Raw genomic sequence first — 1,743 nt, forward strand, 5'->3', positions numbered from 1 at the left:
CCACCAGGACGTTGATGCCGTAGCCGACGAGTTCCTGCAGCTCGGGGCGGTTGCGGCCGTAGACGGCGGGATCGGCCCACCCCTTGCATTGCCACGCGTATGCAACTATTGTTCCTGCATGTAAGGCGCGTTTGCACTAATCCTTCGGTGCGGACGCAACCCCCGGCGGGTCCCCCATGACGCCCGCCCGCTCCGCAAAGGCAGTGACATGTCCCTGAAGAACATCCTCCCCGGCAAGCTCGGCTTCGGCACCGCCCCGCTCGGCAACATGTTCCGCGCGATCCCCGACGCCGAGGCCCTGGCCACCGTCGAAGCCGCCTGGGACCAGGGCGTCCGCTACTTCGACACCGCCCCGTTCTACGGCGCCGGCCTCTCCGAGGAGCGCCTGGGCGAGGTGCTGTCCACCAAGCCGCGCGACGAGTACGTCCTGTCCACCAAGGTCGGCCGCGTCATCCTCGACGAGCTGGAGGAGGGCGCCCGCGACCTCGGCGAGAAGGGCGGCCTCTTCGAGCACGGCAACCCGAACAAGATGCTCCACGTGTGGACCGCCGAGGCCACCGAGCGCTCCGTCGAGGACAGCCTCAAGCGCCTGGGCACCGACCGCCTGGACATCGTCTGGGTCCACGACATCGCCCAGGACTTCCACGGCGACCAGTGGCTCGCCAAGTTCGAGGAGGCCCGCACCGGCGCCTTCCGCGTCCTGTCCCGCCTGCGCGACGAGGGCGTCATCAAGGCCTGGGGCCTGGGCGTCAACAAGACCGAGCCGATCGAGCTGACCCTCGCCCTGGACGAGCCGCAGCCCGACGGCTTCCTCCTCGCCGGCCGCTACACCCTGCTCGACCACGACCACGCCCTCCAGCGCCTGCTGCCGATGGCGCAGGAGCAGGGCGTCGACATGGTCGTCGGCGGCCCCTACAGCTCCGGGATCCTCGCCGGCGGCACCCACTTCGAGTACCAGCAGGCCCCCGCCCACATCATCGAGCGCGTCACCGAGCTCAAGGCCCTGGCCGCCAAGCACGGCGTCTCCATCAAGGCCGCCGCCCTGCAGTTCTCCCTCGCCCACCCGGTGACCGCCGCCGCCGTCCCCGGCGCCACCAAGCCCGGCCGCATCGCCGAGGACGTCGCCGCCCTCAACGAGACCGTCCCGGCCGCGTTCTGGCAGGAGCTGCGCGCCGCCGGCCTGGTCAGCCCGGCCGCCCCGCTGCCGAACAACGCCTGACCACCCGCACACCCCACCGCAGTGACAGGAGAAACGACCATGGCCTCCACCTCCGTCAGCCGTACCGTCCCCGCCACCCCCGAGAAGGTCTGGGCCCTCATCGGCGGCTTCGACGCGCTGCCCGACTGGCTGCCCTACATCCCCGAGAGCACCGCTTCCGAGGGCGGCCGCGTGCGCAGCCTGAAGAACCCCGAGGGCGACGTCATCGTCGAGCGCCTCGTCGACTTCAACGAGACCGAGCGGCAGTACAGCTACGCCATCCTCCAGGCCCCGTTCCCGGTCGACGGCTACGTCTCCACCCTCCGCGTCCACGCCGTCCCCGGCCGCGCCGACCTCGCCGAGGTCCAGTGGTCCGGCCGCTTCAACCCCGTCAACGCCACCGAGCAGGAGGTCGTCGACCTGTTCACCGGCATCTACGCCGACGGCCTCGACGCCCTGGCCCGCACCCTCGCGGGCTGACCCGGGGCACCGCGCACCGGCGGCGCGGCGGTCCGGACAGCTGGGGGATCGGGTGTGCGGGCCGC

At 71.5% G+C, this 1,743-nt stretch carries 2 protein-coding genes; both read left to right on the top strand.

Translation table 11 applies throughout. The annotated features are described in order from the left end of the window. Nucleotides 1–208: 208 nt before the first annotated feature. Complete coding sequence (locus ACWDCZ_RS41025) at nucleotides 209–1,219, top strand: aldo/keto reductase (RefSeq protein ID WP_074005386.1); 1,011 nt, start codon at nucleotides 209–211, stop codon at nucleotides 1,217–1,219. Nucleotides 1,220–1,258: 39 nt separating this feature from the next. Continuing rightward, nucleotides 1,259–1,678 carry an SRPBCC family protein gene (locus tag ACWDCZ_RS41030; protein ID WP_449818679.1) on the top strand — a complete coding sequence of 140 codons (420 nt, stop codon included), beginning with the start codon at nucleotides 1,259–1,261 and terminating at the stop codon, nucleotides 1,676–1,678. The last annotated feature ends 65 nt before the right edge of the window (nucleotides 1,679–1,743 follow it).

This window comes from Kitasatospora sp. NPDC001225 (assembly GCF_053597855.1).

Bases quoted from the DNA above. Each gene is read 5' to 3' on its own strand.
- ACWDCZ_RS41025 (WP_074005386.1), top strand. From the start codon at position 209: ATGTCCCTGAAGAACATCCTCCCCGGCAAGCTCGGCTTCGGCACCGCC.
- ACWDCZ_RS41030 (WP_449818679.1), top strand. From the start codon at position 1,259: ATGGCCTCCACCTCCGTCAGCCGTACCGTCCCCGCCACCCCCGAGAAG.